Source organism: Brachyspira hyodysenteriae ATCC 27164, from assembly GCF_001676785.2.
In the GTDB taxonomy this organism is placed as follows: Bacteria; Spirochaetota; Brachyspiria; order Brachyspirales; family Brachyspiraceae; genus Brachyspira; species Brachyspira hyodysenteriae.
In genome coordinates this window covers 2963176-2986485 of sequence record NZ_CP015910.2, presented here as the reverse complement: position 1 = coordinate 2986485, position 23310 = coordinate 2963176, and the positions used below count along the sequence as shown (strand labels likewise).

Here is a 23310-nt window from a genome sequence, read left to right as displayed (position 1 = left end):
TTTATATTTTTGACTTTATTAAAAATTATAAGTTCTCTAAATAATAAAGTTTTAATTATCAAAAAATAAGTAGGTTAAGATTATGTCAAATTATACTATTGCTGAAATTGATTTATCTGCTTTAAATAAAAATATGCAGATTATAAAATCTATTATAAAAGATGTTAAACTTCTAAATATTGTTAAGGCAAATGCTTACGGACATGGCTTGATAGAAATATCTAAAGCCTCAGAAAAATTTGGTGCTGATGCTTTAGGTGTTGCTAATGTTGAAGAGGGCATTAAAATAAGAGAGGTAGGAGTTAAATTGCCTATATTAGTTTTATTTCAGCATTTTAAAGATGAATCTGATTTGGTATGTAAATATAATTTAAGTCCTATTATTAGTAATGATGAATGCTTGGAGTATTATGACAAGTTTTTAAAAAAGAATGGTGGTAATTTAAATCTATATATAAAAGTTGATACAGGATTAAACAGAATGGGAGCTAAACCTGAAGATGTTGTTCCTTTAGCAAAAAAAGTATTATCATATAGTACTTTGAATATAGAAGGTATTAACACTCATTATGCTGCTTCTGATATGCAGGATGATTATTCTGTAAGTTTTACTAATAAACAGATAAAAGTTTTTAATGATGTATTAAATGATTTGAATGAGAATGGAATAAAAATAAAAAATGCTCATACTTCTAATTCTGCTGCAATAATATCATATAAAAATACATATTTTGATATGGTGCGTGCCGGAATCATATTGTATGGATATAATGATGATTTTTTGGGTATTAAACCTATACTAAGTTTAAAATCTCATGTTGTTTTAGTGAGAACTATAAAGAAAGGAGAAAGCATTTCTTATGGAATGACTTGGACTGCTGATAAAGATACTAGAGTTGCTGTAATACCTATAGGTTATGCAGACGGAGTACCAAGAAAATTATCTAATAATTGGGAAGTTAAAATTAATGGAAAATATTATCCTTTACGAGGAAGAATATGTATGGATTCTATTATTGCAGAAATAGGAAACGATAGTGTAAAAATAGGCGATGAGGTATTAATATTTGGAAATGATGAAAAACTTAATGCTGATACTTTGGCTGCTAGAATAGACAGCATAAGTCATGAAGTACTTGTTAATATAGGGGAAAGGGTAAAAAGAGTATATATAAATGAATAAAAACAATTAAAAAAATATCAAGGAGAGCATTATGATAGAGATGATAACTAAAATAAATAATGTTGTTAATGGTTTTGTATGGGGACCAATAATGCTTACATTATTAGTAGGAACGGGTATATATTTAAGTATAAGAACAGGTTTTTTACAAATAACAAGAATACCTTTATGGGTTAAGCATACATTCGGAGCATTGGCAAAAAAACATGATTTAGATGATAATATTACTCCTTTTCAGGCGGTAAGTACAGCTTTGGCAAGTACTGTAGGTACAGGAAATATTGCAGGTGTTACTACAGCAATAGTAGCAGGAGGACCTGGGGCTTTATTCTGGATGTGGTTTGCTGCTTTTTTTGGAATGGTTACAAAATATTCTGAAGTTATTTTGGCAGTTCATTATAGGGTTAAAGATGATTTAGGACATCATCATGGCGGTCCTATGTATTATATATCTAAAGGTGCTAATATGCCTTGGCTTGGAAGTATATTTGCTGCTTTTGCTGCTTTAGCTTGTTTCGGTGCGGGCAATATGACTCAAACTAATGCTATGGCTGGTGTTGTTTATCAAAATTTTGGAGTGCCTCATATAGTTACAGGTGTAGTAGTTGTACTTTTAACTGCTATAATTATTATAGGCGGAATAAGAAGAATAGCTACTGTTACTGAAAAATTAGTACCTATTATGTGTGTTATATATATAGTTTCTGGAATAGTGATACTATTTATGAATATGGAAAAAATACCTTATGCATTTCAGAGAATATTTGAAGAAGCATTTTCTTTAAAACAAGTTGGTGCAGGATTTATGGGATATACTATTATGATGGGTATGAAATTCGGATTTGCTCGCGGTGTATTCTCAAATGAGGCTGGTTTGGGTACTGCTCCTATGGCTCATGGTGCCAGCAATTCTAAAAATCCTATAGAGCAGGGATTATGGGGAATATTTGAGGTGCTTATAGATACTTTCTTTGTATGTACATTAACAGGACTTATAGCTATAATATTTTTAGATGCTAATCAAGGTACTAAATTAAATGGTGCTGAGCTTATATCTGCTTCTTTCGGAAATAATTTGGGACATGCAGGTTCTATAATACTTACAATATCTTTAATATTATTTGCTTTTTCTACATTCGTAGGTTGGTCTCATTATGGTGTCGTTGCTTTAGGATATCTTACAAGAAGAAATAAAATAGCTTCATATTCTTATAGAATAATATTTTTGATTATAGGTATAGTTGGTGCTGTAAGTCAATTGGATTTGATATGGGCTATAGCGGATACTTTAAATGGTCTTATGGCTATACCGAATTTGGTTGGTCTTTTAATACTTTCTCCAAAAATAGCAAAGCTCACTAATGATTACATAAAAGATCCTAATTCTACTATTATGAAAGATTAATATTTCATAAAATATTGATGATTTTTTATTATTTAGTATTGATTTTTTATAGATATACTATATAATTAGTAATTATTATCAATAAGGATGCTATATATTATGAACACTTTTGCTTTGACTAAACTTTCTTATGGAATGTACATTTTGACAACTATTGATGGTGATAAACCTGTAGGCTGTACTATAAATACTTCTACTCAAATAACAGCTACTCCTACAACTATTATGATCAGTGTTAATAAAAATAATTATACTAATGAATGTATAAAAAAACATGGTAAATTTGCTTTGTCTATACTTTCAGAAAAAAGTGATCCTACATTGATAGGAGGTTTTGGATTCAGAAGCTCAAGAGATAATAATAAATTTGAAAATGTTGCTTATGAGATGAAAGAAGGCTTGCCTGTAATAAAAGCAGCAAATGCATATTTAATTTGTAAGGTAATAGATAGTTTAGAAGTTCATACTCATACTATATTCATAGGTGAGCTAATAGATGCTGATATATTTGATAATGAAACTAATTCTATGACTTATGCTTATTATCATAATGTCATTAAGGGTAATACACCTGCAAATGCATCTACTGCTAATGCTTATAAAAAAGAAGATAATAAAGAAGAAGCTCAGAAAACTAAATCAGTATATAAATGTAAAACTTGCGGATTTGAATATAAAGGAGATATACCATTCGAGGATTTGCCAAGTGATTGGAAATGTCCTATATGCGGAGAGCCTAAAAGTAATTTTGAAAAAATCTCATAATAATAAATCAAACTAATTTTTACCCCAATTTTACGGCAGTGTATATTAATATGCACTGCCTTATATTTAAGGAATTTTATGATATATAATTTTTTTTATTATTCATATAATTTTATGAATGAAGAAGATTATAAAACTCTTATAGATGAATATAATAGTATTAAATATAATAGTTAATTTACGCACGGTAAATTCGTCTTGTATATAGTTTAAATTATAATTTTATATCGTTATATATTTAAATTCCATTCCTCGTGCGGTTTAATAGACTATAAATAAAAAAAATACTTGGGTGGGTTTTTATAATTTCTAATTTTGTAATTAGTTAATTAAAAATTTTAATTTTAAATTTAAATTATAATACTTAAGGGTGGGGAATGAAAGTAAATTTTAAAACTTTATTTACATACCCCGCCCTTTATATTTTATTATTTTATTTAGAAATAATAGATATATTTATATTTAAAACTCAAAGTATAAAAGTATGCCCGCCCAAGTTTTTATTAGATTTTGAGCCTATTTACCGCACGGTAAGTTGACTTTTAAAATATAATAAAATTGTATTATTAATTGATTTATATATTTTTGATTAATTTAGCGTGCGTAAGGATAAATTCAAAAAACAAAATAATTTGTATTTTTTGATATATTGTTTTTTAATATGTTTCTTTTTATTTTGATTTCTTTCAATATATCTGAAGCTAATTTTGCATCTTTTAATGATTTTCTTATCTGCCAAAATCCGCTGTCCCAAAGAGATATTTTAAATTTTTCTTTATTAACTTTTTCTATATTTGAATAAAAGTATTTATAAAGTCTTTCTGAAGCATTTATTAAATCAAATGCTTCGTTTGATATATGTTGATTATTTTTTTCTAAATATTCAAAGCAGAATCTTTTTTCGTTATTGTATTTGAAAAAAGTACATCCGCAATATACTTTTTTATAATCAAAAGGATAAAAGTGATTTATAATCGTATAATATTTTTCTTTATAGAATATATTATCCATAGCAGATGTTTGATTGGAAGTTGAAAATAAAGTCCATATAACACAATCCAATATAAATTTTCTATCCAATTCATTTTGCGGTATACAAAATTGATCGCTTCCATTAAGCCAATCTACTTTAGCAGTTCTCCTAACAGCATGTATTATCATAGCTTTTTCAAAATTTTCTTTAGTGATTGAAAGAGAACCGGCCGAAGCCTGTGGAGCAGAAAATACAGCAGTGAGATTTTGCTTTTGTAAATCACTGCCGCAGCTCATAAGAGAACCTATGAATCCTTCGCATATTTTATCTCTTATATCTTTTCCCGAAGTTTTTACTTTTATGGCTGATGAAAGAGGTACGAATGTTGATGAAGTTTTTACCCTTTTTATCCATTTATTAAGAAGATTATCACTATCTATTACATTGTAGCTTTTTTTATTTATTAAATTACAGTTATTATCAAGCACATCAAGTATGATATTTTCTGTTTTAATATTGTGTTTATTATTTATTTCCCAAATTATAAAACTCACAGGAAAAGGAGTGGTTTTTGAAGTGTTATCAAAATTAACTGAAGAAAATATAAATCCGCTTATAAATTTATAATTACATACTTTATTTCTAAATTTTTCGTTATTATTGTATTTTATATAATTAGTTTTGGAGAATATGGCAAGATAAACTTTATTTTTATCTTGAAATTCTTTATGTATTCTAAACATAAATTGTGAATATAGTTCTCTAGAAGCATCTCCTAGTTTTTCTTTATGCATCATATCTCTAATTTTACTTGCACTGACATTTTTTTTACTTTTGGAGTTTGTACCTGCCACTTGACTTGTAGCATAAGGCGGATTGATTAATATAATCCATTTTATATTTTTATTATTTAAATCATCTTTAAGTGTTTGAGGGAGTTTATTATATTCAAAATTATTATCATTTATATCATCATTTAGATAATCATATTGAAACATACAGGCATTTTTAAATTTTTCTTTTGAGTAATCTATATCATTTTTATCTATTGTTGACATATATAGATATTTATGATATTTCTCATCAAGATAATATTCTAGGTTTCCAGTTCCGCAGGCCATATCCCATATTCTATATTTACCGCTGTCTAATTCTTTTTTATCTATTATACTAAATATATATGATAAAGATTTTTCAGCAAAATTTAAAGGAGTATAAAACTCTCCTAAATATCTTTTTTTAGAATCATGTTCATTCATATAACATATAATAAATAGATATTATAAAAAGTTAATCAGAACCTAGCACTCAAATAAGGCATAGGATTTTTATGATCTCCTCCGACTCTAACCTCGAAATGGCAGTGTATTCCTGTAGTTCTTCCAGTATTTCCTATAAGAGCTATTCTTTCGCCTCTTTTTACTTTCTGACCATAATCAACTAGAAGTTTAGAATTATGTCCGTAAGCAGTTTGATATCCATTAGCATGAGTGATTAGTACGAACCAACCATATCCGTTTCTCCATCCGGCAAATGTAACCACACCGTCAGCAACAGCAAGTATAGGAGTGCCATAAGGACCAGCTATATCAACTCCATAGTGATAGCTTTTTTCCTGATTGAAAGGAGAAAGTCTTGCTCCGAATCCGCTTGATATTCTTCCGCCTCCTGCAACAGGCCAGCCTAAAGGAATTTCTCTATGTATTTTTGGAGATACTTCCATAAATGAAAGTACATTCTTTTGGTATGAATCCAATTCGCTAAGCATTTTTTCAATATTTCCGGATTCATTATTATTCAAATTATTGTTATTATTAAATGTACCCAAGTCATTATAATCTATTGTATATGATATAGATTTCATAGTATTATTATATTCTGTTAATGCTTTAGAGAATCTATTTAAAGACTTTTTATAATCTTCTATTAAAGTATAAGTTTTAGCTTCTCTTGCTGAAAGAGTATTATAAAATTCTCTAGCTTCTTTCTGTTTATTATAGGCATCATAACCTGTATATATTAAAGCAGAGAATACCAAGAAAAGAAATAAAATCATAAAGTTATTTATAGGAAGTCTTATACCATGTTCTTCATCATCGTAGAATATAAGTATGCTTCTTTCATGATTTCCTTTTCTTTTTATTGCATCTATAACTAATTTAAATATATGTCTTATTCCGTATGTAGCATTATATATTTTATTAAAAACTTTCTTAGTTCTATTGAATTTGATTTTTGCTCTTGGGGCTTTATATCTTGAAGTAGGTTTTAATTGAACATTTTTTTTATAGCTTATATCGAATCTGGAATTTGAATTATCAGCAGATTTATTAGCATCTTTAAAATTTCCTACAAATTTTTTAGCTAAATTTTTTACATCTTTTGAAGTTTCTTCCAAATAATATTTATCCAACTGAGCATTGGACTTTTTTTCTTTTGTGGTTGTAGTATCGTCTGTAATTAAAATAATAAACTCCTTAAAAGTCAAATAAACCTCTTTCTTCGTTACTATAATTATCGTCATACTTTGAAGAAAGATTTAAATAACCATAAGCCTTATTTGTAGCAACTCTTCCTTTTGGTGTTCTTTTTATAAAGCCGCATTGTATAAGATAAGGCTCTATCACATCTTCTATAGTTTCTATCTGTTCGGATAAAGACACTGATAAAGTATCTACTCCTACAGGACCTCCATTATAATGTTTAATGATAGTATTTAAATAAAGTTTGTCAAGTGCCTCAAAGCCATTTTTATCTATCCCTAATTTTTCAAGAGAATCACAGGCAAACTTCTCGTCTATTTTTAAAACATCATGTACCGTAGCAAAGTCAAAAACTCTTCTCAAAAGCCTATTAACTATTCTAGGTGTTCCTCTTGATCTTGATGCTATAGAAATTGCAGCCTCATCTGTAATATTTATATTGAGAAAATCAGAACTTCTCTTTACTATATTAGCCAAATCTTCATTGGTATAAAATTCCAGTCTTTCTACTATTCCGAATCTATCATATAAAGGCGTACTTAATAAACCGCTTCTTGTTGTAGCACCTATCAAAGTAAAATGAGGTAATTTCACTCTGAAACTTTTAGCAGATGTTCCTTCTCCCACCTTTATATCTACGAAAAAATCTTCCATAGCTGAATAAAGCACTTCTTCAACTACAGTTCTAAGTCTATGTATTTCATCTATAAATAGTATATCTTTTTCCCCCAAAGTAGTGAGTATAGAAGCCAAATCTCCGGGACGCTCTATTATAGGTGCTGATGTTGCTTTTATATTGCTTCCCATTTCATTTGCTATTATTTGGGCTAATGTAGTTTTTCCAAGTCCTGGAGGACCGTAAAATAGTATATGATCTAAAGAAACTTCTCTTTTTTTAGCACTATTTATAAAGACTTTCAATTTTGATTTTATATTATTCTGTCCTAAAAAATCATCAAAACCCTGAGGTCTTATATTATTATTAGGCTTATCATAAGAGTTTTCTTCAGCATTTGTTATGCTTTCTTTATCCATAGTTTTTGTAATTATATATTAAAATTCATTAAATAACAAATTTTATTAACACGCGGTTAGGTTATATTATATTTAAAAACAGTTATTATAGTATTACTATATTATATACATCCAACTAAACGCGTGCTGAATTGACTATAAATTTAATAAAATCTTGGGCGGGTGCTATATTTCTAATAAAGCAAAAATATAAAATAAAGTAAAAATTACATATTGTATAATGAAGGATAAAGGGCGGGGTATGTAAATAAGTTTTTTAAATTTAATCATCTATCACTTTATATATATGTAAATCTTTTATATATGTGCTTTTGCAAGTTTGACAATTTTTATTAGCAACAATTGTATATAAATACATATTATTGTATAATAATGTAAATATAATTTATAATATATTTTGGGAGATACCTTAATGAAGATCTTTAACAGCCTGCAATTTAAAATAAGTATGGTTATAGTTGTTCCTTTTATTATCATGCTTATTATATCAAATTTATTTAACATATTTTCTGTTAATAATGTTACTAAAAAACTTTCATATAAGGTATTGGAGGAAAGTGCTAAAGGTGAGGCAGCTAAAGTACAGGCCCTTGTTCAGGAAGCATTCGATAGTTTAAGTACATTTGAATATACAGTAGATAATTTATACAGATCAGGAGAGAGAAACAGAGAAGTATATAAAAATACAACTAAAGATTTTTTTGAAACTTTACCTGAAGGTACAGGAGCTTTGTTTCTTGTATTTAAAAATAATGTAATGGGCAATGATGCTGATTATATAAATGATCCTAAATATTCAGAAGCAGGAGGAATGTTCTCAGATTATGTATATAGAAATAATGGTTCTGCTGACGACAGAGGTATGACAAGCGAAGAATTAAAAAGCGATTATTATTCAGTGCCTGTAACTACAGGAAACATTAATATTACATCTATATATGATTTTGAAGTAGGCGGTAAGATGGTAAAAATGAATACTTGGTCTATACCTTTAAAAAATAATGGTCAAATTATAGGCGTTGCGGGTGTTGATATATTTATAGAATCATTAGCTCCGATAATGGATAATATTAATCCTTTTGAAAATACTCTCACTTCTTTATTTGATCATAATGGTACGCTTCTTTATAATAAAGAAAATGAAACTCATGTGGGTAAAAATATTTATGAAGCATATCCTTACTATAAAGACAATAATGTATTAGAAAGTATAAAAACAGGTCAAACTGTGATATTTGAGGATTTCAGTACCTCTTTAAATACTAAATCTGCATATATATTTGTACCTATAAAACTTGAAACAGGTCAGAATTGGGGTATGAAAATATTGGTTCCTAATTATGTAATACTTGAAGATAGTAATAATATCAGAAATATTATGATTATAATTTTAGCTGTAATATTAGTAATAGTATTTATTATTACCCCTCTAATAATAAAGAAGAAAGTTGTATTTATCATTAAATTACTTGCTCAGGATTTAACTAAATTATCTAAAGGAGATATATCTTGGGATACTCCTCCAGGATTTACAGAACTTAAAGATGAATGGGGAGATATAGCAAGAGCAATAAAAAGCATATTAGATAATTTAAATAATGTTATGAATACAGTTAAAGAATCATCAGAACAAGTTGAAAGTGCTGCCAATGAAGTTCTTTCAGGAAATAATGATTTATCTAATAGAACAGAAATGCAGGCTTCCAGCTTGGAGGAAACAGCATCAACTATGAATGAAATGGCTTCTAATGTAAAATTTGCCGTTTCTGATATATATGATAGCACAAATATGGTTGTTGAAGCAAAGGATTATGTAGGTAAGGCAGGTAAGATAATAGAAGAAAGCGTTAATAAAATGGATGCTGTTTATGAGTCAAGTTCTAAAATAATGGATATAACTAAAATGATAGAATCTATTGCCTTTCAAACAAATATACTTGCACTTAATGCTTCAGTAGAGGCGGCAAGGGCTGGAGAGCAGGGAAGAGGTTTTGCTGTTGTAGCCAGCGAAGTTAGAAATTTAGCACAGAATACACAGGAATCCGTAAAAAATATTACTTCTCTTATATTTGATAGTAATGATAAAATAAATTTAGCTGCTGCTAGCGTTAATGAATCTAAGGATATTTTTAATGATATAGCAGATAGAATGGATAAAGTTTCTGATTTAATGCAGAAAGTTAATATAGCTGCGAAAGAGCAGGAAAATGGTATAGGGCAGATTAATATCGCCATAAATGAAATGGATTCTTCAGTTCAGCAAAATGCAGCTTTGGTTGAAGAGGCTAGTTCTTCATCTCAATTACTTCTTAATGAAGCTAAGAATTTGAATAAATTAATTGATTTCTTTAAATTAAGATAATTTTTTGCTGCTTACATACTAGTATAAATTAAATACAATATATAATTATAAGTGTTTTATTATTAAACAAATATAATAAAACACTTTTTATTTTTTGTAGAAAATATACTTTATTTTGTATTTTTATTTACTTATCTATATATACCTGCTTTTATATTGTTTTATCTATATTCTTTAATCAATTTTTGTTAAAAATTAGCATATATTTTATAAAAAAATAAGAATACATTTTGAACAAAAAATATTTTAAGTTCATTTTTATATATAAAATATTAATAAAAACATTATTTATTGGCATAATTATTGCATGATATACTTAATATGATTATATTTGACTTATAAGTATATTTTATATTATACTATACAATATTATTAGGAGTTTTTTTAATGGCTAGGTATAAAAACAAAGTAAATAAAGATATAGATAATAATAAAAATAGCGATAATAATAAAAATAAAAAAGAGGATAATATAGTTGCAATAGTGGAAGATAAATTACCTTCAAGATTGATAATTATACCTGTAATGGGAAAGCCTTTATTTCCAGGGCTTTATGCTCCATTTCCAATACCTGCTCATCATGCAGATGCTGTAAATAAAGCAATAGCAGAGAATGACGGATTCTTAGGGCTTAATTTATATATTTCTGATACTCCATCCGAAAAGAGAACACCTTCTGTTGATGAAATTTATAAAGTAGGTGTTGTTGTAAAAGTATTCAAAAAATTGAATTTACCTGACGGAGGACTTAATCTTCTTATAAATTCTATACGAAGATATAAGGTTATAAAATTTGTAACTACAGATCCTGTTATAAGAGCAGAACCTCTTTATATACCTGATATAGATCCTTTTAGAAATGAGAAAGAAGCTAAAGAAATTAAAGCTTATACTAGGGCTTTACTTTCAGATATGAAAGCATTAAGTGAGAATAATCCTCTTTTCACTGAAGAAATGCGTCTTACTATGGTTAATGTTGATGATCCTGGAAGATTAGCTGATTTTGTCACTTCTATGCTTAATGTAGAGAGAGCTAGTCAGCAGGAAATACTTGAAACTTTTGATATTCAGGAAAGACTTGAAAAAGTTCATCTTCTTCTTCAGAAAGAGAGAGAAATATCTGAAATACAGCAGAAAATTCAAGGCAGCATCAATTCAAAGGTACAAAAACAGCAAAGAGAATATTTCTTAAAAGAACAGTTAAAAGAAATAAAAAAAGAATTAGGTTATGATACAGATCCTAAACAAAGAGATATAGAGAAATACAAAAAAACTCTTGAAGAGCTTAATGTTATAGAGGAAGTTAGAGAGAGAATGGAGCAGAAGATAGAAAAGATTTCTACAATAGATACTCATTCTCCAGAATATACAGTTTCTAAAAATTATTTGGATACTTTATTTGCTTTGCCTTGGAATAAGGAAAATAAAGAAAGAGAAGATATATCAAAAAGCAAAAAGATATTAGACAGAGATCATTACGGACTTGAAGATGTTAAAGAGAGAATATACGAATTTTTAGCAGTGAGAAAATTAAATCCTGAGAAAAAATCTTCTATACTATGTTTTGTGGGCCCTCCGGGGGTTGGTAAAACTTCTATAGGTAAGAGCATTGCTGAGGCATTAGACAGACCTTTCTTTAGATTTTCTTTAGGCGGTATGAGAGATGAAGCTGAAATAAAAGGACATAGAAGAACTTATATAGGGGCTATGCCTGGAAAAATTATTGAGGCTTTAAAGATAGTAAAAGTAAAAAATCCTGTTCTTATGCTTGATGAAATTGATAAATTGGGAACAAGTTTTCAGGGTGATCCTTCAAGTGCATTACTGGAAGTTTTAGATCCGGAACAGAATGCATCATTTAGAGATCATTATTTGGATTTGCCTTTCGATTTATCAAATGTTTTATTCATTACTACTGCAAATACACTTGATACAATTCCTAGACCTTTGCTTGACAGAATGGAAGTTATAAGACTTTCAGGCTACATTATGGAAGAGAAATTAAAAATAGCTTCTAAATATATTATACCTAGACAAGTTAAAGCTCATGGTCTTGATATAAAAAATATTAACTTCACAAATAAAGCTATAAGTGCAATAATAGACGGTTATGCCAGAGAGGCTGGAGTTAGAAATTTTGAAAGAAGAATAGAGAGAATATGCAGAAAAATAGCTGCTGATATTGTAGAGCATAATAAAAAAACTTACAGCTATATAGTAGATGAAAAAGATTTAGAGAAGTATCTTAAAAAGCCAATATTCACAGAAGACTTCACAGAGAAGGATTTGAAGCCAGGAAACTCTATAGGCTTAGCTTGGACATCTTTAGGCGGTGCAACTCTCACTATAGAATCAATAAAGGTATCAGAGAAAAAAGATTCAGGAAACATACAGGTAACAGGACAGCTTGGAGATGTTATGAGCGAGAGTGTAGAGATAGCTTACAGTTATGTAAAAAGCGTTGCCAAAGATTATGGTGTTCCTGAAAATTATTTTAATGATGCTATGATTCACTTGCATATTCCTGAAGGAGCTACTCCTAAAGACGGCCCTTCAGCAGGCATTACTATGGCTACTGCTTTGCTTTCACTTTCTATGAATAAAGTTATAAGAAATGATACTGCTATGACAGGAGAGCTTTCATTAAATGGAAAAGTTTTACCTATAGGCGGATTAAAAGAAAAGACTATAGCGGCAAAAAGACTTGGATTCATTAAGCATATAATAATACCTCATGAAAATATTAGGGATTTAGATGAGATTCCTGAAAATGTTAAAAAGGGTTTAACTTTCCACCCTGTAAAAGATGTTAAAGAGGTGTTTGACTTTATGTTTAAATTGAATAAGCTAAATAAAGCAAATAAATCAGAAAACAAAAAATCATCTAAAAAAACAAACAAAAAAAGTAAATAAAAAATATTATAATAAAATATAATAAAAGGTGCAGGATTAATCATTCTGCATCTTTTTTATTGATTTTATTTATTATTAATAATACAATGCAAACAATATATTAAGCAGTCTTTTATAATAAAACTATGAATAAAAAATCAATAATCAATCATCTAGAAACAGATAAAAAATTAATATCTATACTAAAAAAATTGCCTAATAATTATTGGGATTTTAAATATGAGAATACAAAAGAATATACTCATAGTATGCATAGTTATCCGGCTGTAATGGTTGCTCCTATAAGCAGAAATATTATTAATATAGTTAAGCAAGTTATGGAAGTAGATTCTTTACTTGATCCTTTTTCTGGTTCTGGTACAGTTCTTGTTGAAGGGATGCTTGCTAATATTAAAAATGTATATGGAAATGATATTAATCCTCTTGCAATATTTATTTCAAAAGTAAAAACTAATAAACTTAATATAAATAAGCTTAAAAAAGAAGCTTCGATTTTATTAGAACAAATTAATGATGATTATAATGAAAATATTAATTTTTATGAATTGGCAGATGAGTATTTTGAAAAAAGTATTGATCTTACATCAAAAGATGGTTGGGGAAATAATGCTCCTGAATATCTTAAAAAATATATAGATTCCCAAAAAAATAATTTTGAAATACCTAATTTTAAAAATATAGGCTATTGGTTTAAGCCTAGAGCAATATTACAGCTTCAAATGATTAAAAATAATATTTTAAAAATTGAAGATAAAAATATAAGAAATTTTTTATTTGTGGCATTTAGTGAAACAATTAGACTTGTATCCAATCGCAGAAATGGAGAGTTTAAAATGTTTAGAATGAAGCCTATAAAAGTGAAAAGTTTTAGGCCTAATGTATTAAAAGAATTCACTGACATTTTAGATAAAAATATAGAAAAAATGAATAGCTTTACTGATGCTTGTAATAAAAATGGCATAACTTCAAAGGTTAAGATATTTAATAATAATGTTATAGATTTATTTGATATTCCTGATTCATCTGTTGATTTAGTAGTTACATCTCCTCCATATGGAGACAGCAGAACAACGGTTGCCTATGGAGAATACAGCAGATTATCACTTCAATGGATAGATTTATCCGGACTTTCTGAAAAAGAAATAATGATGATTGATAAAACATTGATGGGTGGAACTAAATTTAGAAAAGGATTTGAATTTTCTATTCCAAGTAAAACTTTAAAAAAATCTTTGGAGGCTATTAAAAATAATAGTTTGGAACGTGCAGGAGATGTATATAGTTTTTATTTGGATTTAGAAAAAGCAATATCATCTATTTCTAAAAAGACTAAAACAGGCGGATATCAATTTTGGGTTGTCGGAAATAGAACTGTTAAAGGAGAACTTTTAAAAACAGATAAAATAATAAAAGAAATTGCAAGTCAATATGATTTATGTTATGTTTATACAATTGATAGAAATATAATTAATAAAGTTATGCCTTCATTAAACTCACCTACAAATACAGTTGGTAAAAAATCAGAAACTATGTGTAATGAGCATATTGTTATACTTAGAAAAAAATAATATTGATATTATTTTTAAATCCTTTTTTATATAAAGTATAATCAATTTTTTATTCTAAATACTATTTTATAATTATAAAAATTTTATTACTGCTTTAATAATATATTATGTATTAAATGTATTGTAGGAGTATATGTAATATATTTTTTATAAATTTTTATAATTTTAATTAATATATGTATTTCTCAAAATGTATATATATGTTAGAATAAAAATAGACATATTTGATAATATGTCTATTTTTATTATTGTTTAGGAAATCATATGAAAAAACTATATTCATTATTTATATTTATAGCTGTAATTTTATTTATTTATTCATGCGGAAGTTATTTTAATCCTAAATACTATTTTTTTAAAAGTAAAGTAGAGAATAATGGGAGTTCTGGAAGCTCAGGAGGTAATTCAGGAATATATATACAGCCTGGTGAAGATGAAGATCCTTTTACAGCACCTAAATATGCATCTGAGTGGTGGAATGATCCTAATAATGGCGGATTTAATGCTTCAGATATAGACAGTTGGTTTTTGAAAGTTGAATTTTTAGCAAATGATTATCCAAGTTACAGATTTTTAACAAAAAGCGAAGAAAAAGCAGGACATGTTTGGGTAGTTTCTAATGAACAATCTCAGGCATATTTAGATCAAGGAGAAGTATGCAATACTACAGCAGTTACCGGGGTATCTATAAAACCAGTAGCAAATGTAACAGGAGTAACATATACAAAATATAAGGGATTGAATGCAAGATTTTTCACTCATGACGGAGATTATCATAATGTATATCCTGGAAAAGATAAGATAAGCAGATTCTATTTTTATTATTTTACAGGTACTCCGGAAATGGCTAAATTTTTAGAAAATTGCTTAATAGCTGTAGACACATACTCAAAACTATTATTTTACTATGGAAGACCTCAAAGCGATTATCCAAATCCTCCAAGCTGGCAGAAGCCTAGTAATTTGGTTGATAAATACTCTCCTACAGGTTATTGGATATCTATAGATGAAGGTATAAATGATAAGGGGCAGAATTATCCTTTTTATGAATATGATCCTGTAGGATATGTAAAAAGCGATGGTACAGTTGTTATATTTGATTGGTTTGCAAACAGATTAAGAGGAAATCATAATAATGATCCTATAAAAAGTGATCCTAAAGGAGCTATTGTTCCTAATCCTAATACTAATCCTTCTGCTTCAACTACAGGACGTTCTCCTTATGCATTCTATTCGCCTTTAGCACAAAAAGATAAAACTAAAATAACTATAAGTACTACAAAATTAATAAATTATACAGTTTTCAGTTATAAATACAGTATACAAATATTTCCGCCTAGTATGAAAGAAGAAAAACTTCCTTATGCTTATATTGCCTATGCTTCCTATGGTGCAGCTTATCAAAATGAAAGCAGCAAATCTGTAGAGATGATATCTGATATAAATAAAGGAGAGCATTACGGCAGTATTACAAGAATAAGCACTGTACCTAAAATAGATAAAGACGGAGGAGAGTTGGTAAAAGAAGGATCTAAGTCTTTTGAATTATATGGTATTGATACTAAAGATACATTTATAGAATTAAGTTTAAAACTAATTAAAAATGATGAAAATACAGGATATGTTGATCAAGGTACAGCAGGTACTGGTCCTTTAGTATACTTTGATAAAACAGATCCTATACTTGTATTAAAATATGATAAAGACTCTGACAGCTTTAAATACAGCAGTGTAAAAGGAAACAAGCAAATAGAAGTTGACAGCAATTTATCAATTAAAAGAGGAGAGAATAAAGAGTTTACAGTTAAATTTAAAGATTCAAGTAATGGAAATGAGTTTGGGGTTGTATTTAAAATAGATTTTGAAAAAATATCATGATAATAATATAAAAGCGAAAATTATTTTTATAGACTTTTATATTATTAATAAGTCTAAGGGTAGGGTATGTAAATAAAGTTTTTTAATTTATTTTCATTCCCCGCCCTTTATTTTTATTAATTAACTAAGAAATTTTTATTTTTTATTTTTTTATTATCAAATTAGATTTTTTAACTGCCCGCCCAAGCGTTATTTAAATTTTAATATTTATTAACCGCACGATGAGCAAAGTTTAAAATATATGATTATTAAAAATTCTAATTTAAATAATGGATAAAAATCTATTCACCGTGCGCTAATGAAGTACGATCATATATGTTATTATTTTTTATGATATTACAGTGCTTATCCATTTGGAAAGCTCATCTGGTGTAATAGCTGCAACTTTAGCACCGATTTTTGCAAACTGTTTGGCTGCTTCTTTATCATAACTAGAATCTGCATTATAGTCTAAAGCAGGAAGTACAAAAAGTTTTGATCTTGCTTCTATTATGTCTCTTGCACTTTTATACATATGCTTGTAATCATTGCTATCATATAAATCGCTTATAAGAAGTACTATAGTTTTATCTGGAATTGTTGTAATCTTTTTTGCATATTCCAAAGCCATAACAATATCAGTACCTCCTCCTAACTGTACTTTAAATAATACATCTATAGGATCTTTTACACTATCGCTTAGATCAACTATGGAAGTATCAAATATTACAAGTTTAATAGATAAATAAGGAAGATTTGAAAATATAGAAGCCATTATCGAAGAGTATATTACAGAGTCAAGCATAGAACCGCTTTCATCTATAAGTATTATTATATGCCAAGGATTATATTTTTTTATATTTTGATTGAAATATAATTTATCTACAAATATAGTTCTATCTTCTATGTTATAGTTTTTTAAATTATTTCTTATTGTTTTTTTTATATCAAGATTTTTAAATATTTTATTTTGAGTTGTGGAGTTAGGAAGTTTTTTTCCATAGAAAACTTTTTTTATATCAGTTTCCATTTTATTTTTTATATCATTGACAACTTTTCTGACAATATCATAAGCAAGTTTTTTAACATTGCCGTTCATCATATCTTTAAATGTGAGAATATTTTTTAAAAGCTCCATATTTGGCTCCATCTCTTTTAAAATATCCTCATCAGTAATCATTTCTGTAAGATTATATTTTTCTAAAGCATGAGTTTGCATGATTTCAACAGTTTTTTTAGGAAATAATTTTTTTACCTTTGCCACCCAAGTAGGAACAGTTAAATCACTTTTATTTTTTCCGCCTCTATTTTCTTTACTTTCAAAATCTGCATATCCTGCTTCTTTGCTGTATTCTCTGTCGTATAAAAAACCTAATGCTTTGTCTGTTTCAGAATATGCACTGTCAAGTTCTATATTATCCTCAGCAAAACTTCCAAGCACTAAACGCCATCTTGTTATATTTTTATAATCTATATTATTTTTATCATTCATATAATAATAATATAAATAAATAATCAAAAAATCAAATATTTTATAATTTAAAATTTTACTATAACTTGCTTATTTGTATTAATCATATTATCAATATAAATCTAAACATACATTATAGTTTTTTAAAATTTGAAATCTTTACATATTTAAATATATTTTGTTTTTATAAAATTAGATAGAAAATATATAAAAATAAAATAACATGCTTAAAAAAATTACAATTTCAAATTACAGATCATTTTATGATGAGGCTGTTTTAGATTTAACTATTGATATTGCTAAAGAAAAAGAATGCCGATTTATAAAAAAAATAAATGATGAATATATATCAAAATTATGTCTTTTATATGGTTATAATGGTTCTGGTAAAAGTAATTTAATTAATGCCTTAAAATTTATTCTTTATTCTAATAATGGATATATAACTTCAAGCGATGACAGCATAAAAAAACTTTTAGATCCTAATATGATTTATGGTAAAGATGATAAAAGCAGATTCTGTTTGGAGTTTTATTCAAATGATGAATGCGTATTATATTTATATGAATTAGTATTGGATAATCAAAATAAAAGAATATATTCAGAAAAATTGATAAAAAATAATGATATTATAATATTTGAAAGAGAATTGAATTATATAAAAGAAGGTATATTTAATTATAATAAATATATTCCTGATACAAATACATTTTTAAGTTTCATAAATGATGATAAAATAGATGAGTACAGAGAAGAAGTAAATTATTATCTTTCATTATTTAAGAATTTATGTTTTTTATTTCCATTTACAAATGAAGCAGACTTCTCATCTTATGCTATAGTAGAGGCTTTCGATTATTTCAATAAGTATAATATATGGTATATATATAAAAAACTATTATCTTTTATTGATATAGATGATTTGAATATAGAAGAAGGTATATCTAAAAATGAATTCTCTTTTATCATTGATAATAAAAGACTTATATCCAAACATGATAGTTATAAAAATGATTTTGATGAGGTTGAATCTGAAGGAAGTAAAATTTATGCTATTAATTTAATTTATATATTGGTTTCTCTTATTAATGGTACATTGTCTATAGTTGATGAATTTAATGGAATACAATCAGAATTATTAGAGTTTATTATAAATTTATTCAGCAGTAATTTTTTTAATAAAATTCACCCAATAGAAACAGATACTTCTCAACTTATACTTTCTACACATGATTCATCTCTTATGAGTATTGAAGGTACTATGCTTTATAATTACTTTATTACAAATAAAGAAAATAATATGAGCAGTATTTATAGAATGGATTATTTCAGCAAATTAAATAATAATTTAACTATTAATAATTTAGAAAAAGAATATAGAAAAAACAGACTCGGACTTTCAAAAAAGAATATAAATATAATTTAATAATTAATATTTATATATATATAATGATCCTCTATTATCATAAAGTGCTTCAGATGAATTGATTTTGAATGCTGTGTTGCAGTCTTCTATAGATTTATCAAAATATTTTTTATCACCGGAATTTTTATATTTAGTAAAATACAAAGCACTTCTATTATTTAGCGCATATATGTTATTATAATCGATTTTTATAAGTTCATCAAAATCATTTATAGACCTTGCAAATATATTCTCATCGCCGCTTATTTTATATTTTACTGCATATAATGTGGCTCTGTTATTAAGAAGCTCAACATCTAAATGGTTGGCAGATAAAGTATCATTAAGCATCATTAAGGCAGTTTCATAATCTTCTTCTGATTTTTTAAGCTCATATCTTATAGAATATAGTATAGCTCTATTGTTTGAAACATTTTCATTATTAGTATATAAAGATAAAGCATATTGGAAATATTCATTAGCTTTTTTGAAATATTCATCTTTATTTTCTCTTCCGTACATTTTAGTATATAAAACTCCGGCACCATTTAAAGCTAAATAATTTCTATCATCTAATTGGAACATTTTTTCTATTATTTCCAATGCCTGCTCATCTCTGGAATTATTCATTTCTTTTACTAAATGTTTATACATTTCTTCTATTTCAAGCCTTATAGCCTCACTAGAAGATGAATCAATTACACTTCCTATAGCATTGGAAGGTTTATCTTGAATTTCTTGTACATTCGTAGATACATTATTGACCGTATTATGAGCATATGAGCTACTAGTCATATTGTTATTTGTAAAGTTAATTACCAAAGTCAATATAAACATAAGAACTGCTATAAATAATAAGGCATAGGTAGTAGTTCTTACATTATTTTTCATTGTATAATCTATAGAAAATTTGAGTGAATTAAAATGCGGCGTAATTCCCAATCTTACCTGTTCTTTAACTAAATTAGTAAACTCATTTGCTATGGCATAATTATTTAATTCTTCTTTGAAGTATAAAGTCATCATGTCCATATACTTACTTTCCATTCTTAAAGAAAGAGAATTAGTAAAATTTTCTAGTTCTCTTTTTATTCTATTTTCTGTACCTACACTATAGATATTATATGTAATAGAGAATACTAAAAGCATTATAGGAAATAGTATTAATATAACTAAGTTGAGTTTTTTTATAGTTTTTTCTTTCATTTTTTGTAAAAAACCTTTTACTATTACATATATTTTAACATATTTATCCAAATAATCAATTTTTATTCGCGTCTGAGAGGAATCGAACCCCCAACCGGCGGAACCGAAATCCGCTGCTCTATCCAATTGAGCCACAGACGCTCTCAATATTATTAACATTATCGGCAATTACAAACTATAGTTTACAATTTAGAGGTTAAATATAAGCTTTAATTGAGCAGCTTATTATATATTTGTAAGTTATGTCAATACTGCTTATATCTTTTATATAGATGCAAATCTTAATTATAATTGAAATACTGTATATAGATTTAAAACTATAATTTTTATATAATTAACAATATTGAAAGCTATTTATATTATAAAATATAATGTATACTATAGATTCAAAATATTTTCCTAAATATACATTATAGTATATTAATATAAATTAAAATATCAAGCTGTATTCAAGTCTAATTATATAAAATATATATTTTTGTACTATAATCTAGGGGCAAATCTAAGTCCTATTTGAAATCCTATATCGAAACTATCAACTCTATTATTCCCTTTTGAATTTTCTTCTCTATACGGCAGTCCTATATCATATCCAAAATATGCTCCTAAATTTAATGCTAATTTTCCAGTGAAAAAGAAAGAGTAATCGAATGTAATTTTAATGTATCCCATGATATATGATAAATAGTCTAAAGATTTATAATCTTTTTTGATATTATCCTCTGATTTTATTGTATCTCCAAATATATTTATAGTTTTTATTGTTTTGTTTTCGCTTATTCCAGCAAAAGGTATTTTTATTCCTCCGCCTAAACCTAAAGAGAAACTGCCTATATTTAATTTGGGTATAATTCCTATCTGAAAGCTATGCAGATATATGTTGTTGTATATATTATATTCCTCACTTCCTGCAAATGCAGAAACATTATGATATAATGAATATTTAAAGCTGTCATAACTGTAGCCTAAATCACCTAAAATACTTAATCCGAATTTTCCAAAAGCAAACATATAACCAATCTGTATATTTATTCCGGCATCAAATCCTGCTTTAGTATTTATTTGAGGTTCGCTTCCTATTGATTCAACCTCTCCATTAAATATTCCTAAAGATGCTCCTAAAGGCACATTTAATATAGCTTCAAAACCGCCTTCTGCAAATAATTTTATATCAAATGTTATAATGATGATAATCAGCAGTATTTTTTTCATAAATAAATCCAATATAACTAATATATAAAGTAAAAAATAAAAGTCTGCCGACATATGAATCAGCAGACTTTTTAAAATTCTAATCAAATATTAATAACCAGCTCTAGCACCAAATTTGAATCCTAACTGAGCTCCTATATCGAAGCTATCAATTCTAACTTCTTCTGTATATGATTTATCATCTATAAGCCCGAAGTCATATCCTATATATCCTCCTACAACAAAAGCCATATTATCATCAAAGAAGAAAGAATAATCGAATGTAACTTTAATATAAGGTATAATAGGTGCTTTGAAATCAGAAGATTTATAATTAGTTTTATAATCAAATATCTTTACTGTTTGTGATCCTGCAGTTATATCTGCATTTCCTTCTATAGTACCGGAAAAAGGTATTTTTACTCCTCCTCCTATACCTAAGGCAAAGCTTCCAAAATTAAATTTAGGAAGAATACCTATTTGAAAGCTATGCATATATAATCCAATATCGCCTTTAGCTTGTATATTAAAAGGATAAACTATCTGACTTCCTGAAATAGAAAGTCTGTAACTATCGAAACTGTATCCTAAATCACCCAAAAGGCTTAATCCGAAACCGCTGAAATCGAACATATATCCTATTTGAATATGCAATCCCGAATCAAATCCTGCAGCTGAACTTAATTTCATACTATTAAAATATGTTGTTTCTGTTATTGGATATTGCATTGGAATATCGCCCTGTAGAAGACCAAAAGATATTCCTAGAGGTACATTTACAGAGAATTCTAATCCGCTTGCAGCAAATACTTTAATATTAGCAGATAATATTAAAATAATTACTAATGATAATTTTGTGATTTTTTTCATTTTTTATTCTCCATAAAAATATTTTTAATATAATTTATACATATGTAAAAAGGTTATATATATTAAGTTATAATATTTTATCTTAAAGTCAATAGATTTTGTTAAATAAAAATTTAATAAATCAAAAACTTTATAATGAATTATAAGAATATATAAATATTATTTTGATATAAAAAATGGGCGAAAGACGGGACTTGAACCCGCGACATCCAGATCCACAATCTGGCGCTCTAACCAACTGAGCTACATTCGCCATTTAAACATTAAAAAGAGTTATTATTTTTTATCATATAATAAAAACCGCTGACAGACGGCTTATATGCGCGCCAGACAGGAATCGAACCTGTAACCTACTGCTTAGAAGGCAGTTGCTCTATCCAATTGAGCTACTAGCGCATTCGGGATGGTGAGACTCGAACTCACAACCCCCTGCTCCCAAAGCAGGTACGCTAACCAATTGCGCTACATCCCGTTAAATTATGTTTGCTAATTATATACTAATTATATTTTTTGTCAACATTATTTTTTAATATAATCATTTTTACTATTATATGCAGATTATATATAGATTTGCAAATATTTTTGTATATAATATTTAACTATATACTTAATATTATATATTG

Annotated in this window: 15 protein-coding genes and 4 tRNA genes; 8 read left to right on the top strand and 11 right to left on the bottom strand. The window is 27.2% G+C overall.

Annotated elements, in window-relative coordinates:
• Positions 1-82 precede the first annotated feature (82 nt).
• From alr to BHYOB78_RS12965, 3 genes are all read left to right on the top strand, one after another.
• Complete coding sequence (gene alr, locus BHYOB78_RS12975) at positions 83-1183, top strand: alanine racemase (RefSeq protein ID WP_020064664.1); 1101 nt, start codon at positions 83-85, stop codon at positions 1181-1183.
• Positions 1184-1214: 31 nt separating this feature from the next.
• Positions 1215-2588: an alanine/glycine:cation symporter family protein gene (locus BHYOB78_RS12970; protein ID WP_012671232.1), complete on the top strand. Its 1374-nt coding sequence runs from the start codon at positions 1215-1217 to the stop codon at positions 2586-2588.
• 99 nt (positions 2589-2687) lie between these two features.
• Complete coding sequence (locus BHYOB78_RS12965; RefSeq protein WP_012671231.1) at positions 2688-3353, top strand: flavin reductase; 666 nt, start codon at positions 2688-2690, stop codon at positions 3351-3353.
• Positions 3354-3968: 615 nt separating this feature from the next.
• Here the strand turns inward: BHYOB78_RS12965 and BHYOB78_RS12960 are convergent.
• The 3 genes from BHYOB78_RS12960 to ruvB are packed head-to-tail and all read right to left on the bottom strand — an operon-like array spanning position 3969 to position 7844.
• Entirely contained in the window at positions 3969-5585 is a 1617-nt protein-coding gene (locus BHYOB78_RS12960; protein ID WP_020064666.1) for a hypothetical protein, read from the bottom strand.
• A gap of 35 nt (positions 5586-5620) precedes the next feature.
• On the bottom strand, positions 5621-6814 hold the full coding sequence (locus BHYOB78_RS12955; RefSeq protein ID WP_012671229.1) for a M23 family metallopeptidase: 1194 nt from the start codon (positions 6812-6814) through the stop codon (positions 5621-5623).
• Positions 6804-7844 (bottom strand): Holliday junction branch migration DNA helicase RuvB, encoded by a 1041-nt coding sequence (ruvB, locus tag BHYOB78_RS12950; protein WP_020064667.1) that lies wholly within the window; start codon positions 7842-7844, stop codon positions 6804-6806. Before ruvB ends, BHYOB78_RS12955 begins: the two co-directional genes overlap by 11 nt.
• Positions 7845-8256: 412 nt before the next feature.
• On the opposite strand from ruvB, the gene BHYOB78_RS12945 reads away from it, so the two are divergent.
• The 4 genes from BHYOB78_RS12945 (at position 8257) to BHYOB78_RS12930 (ending at position 16565) form a co-directional block, all read left to right on the top strand.
• Complete coding sequence (locus BHYOB78_RS12945) at positions 8257-10206, top strand: methyl-accepting chemotaxis protein (protein ID WP_020064668.1); 1950 nt, start codon at positions 8257-8259, stop codon at positions 10204-10206.
• Between the two features lie 387 nt (positions 10207-10593).
• A complete protein-coding gene (gene lon, locus BHYOB78_RS12940) occupies positions 10594-13119 on the top strand; it encodes an endopeptidase La (protein WP_020064669.1) in 2526 nt (841 codons plus the stop codon).
• 125 nt (positions 13120-13244) lie between these two features.
• Positions 13245-14687, top strand: a complete 1443-nt coding sequence (locus tag BHYOB78_RS12935) for a TRM11 family methyltransferase (protein WP_020064670.1) — start codon at positions 13245-13247, stop codon at positions 14685-14687.
• Positions 14688-14951: 264 nt separating this feature from the next.
• A complete protein-coding gene (locus tag BHYOB78_RS12930) occupies positions 14952-16565 on the top strand; it encodes a hypothetical protein (RefSeq protein WP_020064671.1) in 1614 nt (537 codons plus the stop codon).
• Positions 16566-16893: 328 nt separating this feature from the next.
• Here the strand turns inward: BHYOB78_RS12930 and BHYOB78_RS12925 are convergent, their stop codons facing one another.
• Complete coding sequence (locus BHYOB78_RS12925; RefSeq protein ID WP_020064672.1) at positions 16894-18036, bottom strand: VWA domain-containing protein; 1143 nt, start codon at positions 18034-18036, stop codon at positions 16894-16896.
• Positions 18037-18238: 202 nt separating this feature from the next.
• Here BHYOB78_RS12925 and BHYOB78_RS12920 point away from each other — a divergent pair, with 202 nt between their 5' ends.
• Positions 18239-19441: an AAA family ATPase gene (locus tag BHYOB78_RS12920; RefSeq protein WP_012671222.1), complete on the top strand. Its 1203-nt coding sequence runs from the start codon at positions 18239-18241 to the stop codon at positions 19439-19441.
• A 3-nt stretch (positions 19442-19444) separates the two neighbouring features.
• Here BHYOB78_RS12920 and BHYOB78_RS12915 read toward each other — a convergent pair whose 3' ends face one another.
• The 7 genes from BHYOB78_RS12915 to BHYOB78_RS12885 form a co-directional block, all read right to left on the bottom strand.
• Positions 19445-20626 carry a tetratricopeptide repeat protein gene (locus tag BHYOB78_RS12915; protein ID WP_028331343.1) on the bottom strand — a complete coding sequence of 394 codons (1182 nt, stop codon included), beginning with the start codon at positions 20624-20626 and terminating at the stop codon, positions 19445-19447.
• A 67-nt stretch (positions 20627-20693) separates the two neighbouring features.
• Positions 20694-20767 (bottom strand) — tRNA-Arg (locus BHYOB78_RS12910).
• Positions 20768-21109: 342 nt separating this feature from the next.
• Positions 21110-21838, bottom strand: a complete 729-nt coding sequence (locus BHYOB78_RS12905; protein WP_020064674.1) for a hypothetical protein — start codon at positions 21836-21838, stop codon at positions 21110-21112.
• Positions 21839-21928: 90 nt separating this feature from the next.
• Complete coding sequence (locus tag BHYOB78_RS12900) at positions 21929-22687, bottom strand: hypothetical protein (protein ID WP_012671220.1); 759 nt, start codon at positions 22685-22687, stop codon at positions 21929-21931.
• A 178-nt stretch (positions 22688-22865) separates the two neighbouring features.
• A tRNA-His gene (locus BHYOB78_RS12895) sits at positions 22866-22941 on the bottom strand.
• 68 nt (positions 22942-23009) lie between these two features.
• A tRNA-Arg gene (locus BHYOB78_RS12890) sits at positions 23010-23083 on the bottom strand.
• Positions 23084-23085: 2 nt separating this feature from the next.
• Positions 23086-23159 (bottom strand) — tRNA-Pro (locus BHYOB78_RS12885).
• Between the last annotated feature and the right edge of the window lie 151 nt (positions 23160-23310).

Excerpts from the sequence above, each read along its gene's own strand:
- alr (WP_020064664.1), top strand. The coding sequence starts at position 83 with ATGTCAAATTATACTATTGCTGAAATTGATTTATCTGCTTTAAATAAA.
- BHYOB78_RS12970 (WP_012671232.1), top strand. The coding sequence starts at position 1,215 with ATGATAGAGATGATAACTAAAATAAATAATGTTGTTAATGGTTTTGTA.
- BHYOB78_RS12965 (WP_012671231.1), top strand. The coding sequence starts at position 2,688 with ATGAACACTTTTGCTTTGACTAAACTTTCTTATGGAATGTACATTTTG.
- BHYOB78_RS12960 (WP_020064666.1), bottom strand. The coding sequence starts at position 5,585 with ATGAATGAACATGATTCTAAAAAAAGATATTTAGGAGAGTTTTATACT.
- ruvB (WP_020064667.1), bottom strand. The coding sequence starts at position 7,844 with ATGGATAAAGAAAGCATAACAAATGCTGAAGAAAACTCTTATGATAAG.
- BHYOB78_RS12945 (WP_020064668.1), top strand. The coding sequence starts at position 8,257 with ATGAAGATCTTTAACAGCCTGCAATTTAAAATAAGTATGGTTATAGTT.
- lon (WP_020064669.1), top strand. The coding sequence starts at position 10,594 with ATGGCTAGGTATAAAAACAAAGTAAATAAAGATATAGATAATAATAAA.
- BHYOB78_RS12935 (WP_020064670.1), top strand. The coding sequence starts at position 13,245 with ATGAATAAAAAATCAATAATCAATCATCTAGAAACAGATAAAAAATTA.
- BHYOB78_RS12930 (WP_020064671.1), top strand. The coding sequence starts at position 14,952 with ATGAAAAAACTATATTCATTATTTATATTTATAGCTGTAATTTTATTT.
- BHYOB78_RS12925 (WP_020064672.1), bottom strand. The coding sequence starts at position 18,036 with ATGAATGATAAAAATAATATAGATTATAAAAATATAACAAGATGGCGT.
- BHYOB78_RS12920 (WP_012671222.1), top strand. The coding sequence starts at position 18,239 with ATGCTTAAAAAAATTACAATTTCAAATTACAGATCATTTTATGATGAG.
- BHYOB78_RS12915 (WP_028331343.1), bottom strand. The coding sequence starts at position 20,626 with ATGAAAGAAAAAACTATAAAAAAACTCAACTTAGTTATATTAATACTA.
- BHYOB78_RS12905 (WP_020064674.1), bottom strand. The coding sequence starts at position 21,838 with ATGAAAAAAATACTGCTGATTATCATCATTATAACATTTGATATAAAA.
- BHYOB78_RS12900 (WP_012671220.1), bottom strand. The coding sequence starts at position 22,687 with ATGAAAAAAATCACAAAATTATCATTAGTAATTATTTTAATATTATCT.